This is a genomic window from Bradyrhizobium sp. LeoA1Lang (genome assembly GCF_055413685.1).
The window spans coordinates 1-210 of record NZ_JBVAPG010000726.1; the positions used below are offsets into that span (position 1 = coordinate 1).

Sequence of the window (210 nt, forward strand, 5' to 3'; positions counted from 1 at the left end):
TTTTTTTTTTTTTTTTTTTTTTTTTTTTTTTTTTTTTTTTTTTTTTTTTGTTTTTTTTTTTTTTTTTTTTTTTTTTTTTTTTTTTTTTTTTTTTTTTTTTTTTTTTTTTTTTTTTTTTTTTTTTTTTTTTTTGTTTTTTTTTTTTTTTTTTTTTTTTTTTTTTTTTTTTTTTTTTTTTTTTTTTTTTTTTTTTTTTTTTTTTTTTTTTTT

The 210-nt window shown here is 1.0% G+C and carries 1 protein-coding gene; it reads right to left on the bottom strand.

Translation table 11 applies throughout. The features are described 5' to 3' along the window. The coding region (locus tag ACZYOF_RS45085; protein ID WP_463719735.1) for a hypothetical protein at positions 1 to 210 on the bottom strand (210 nt) is incomplete at both ends.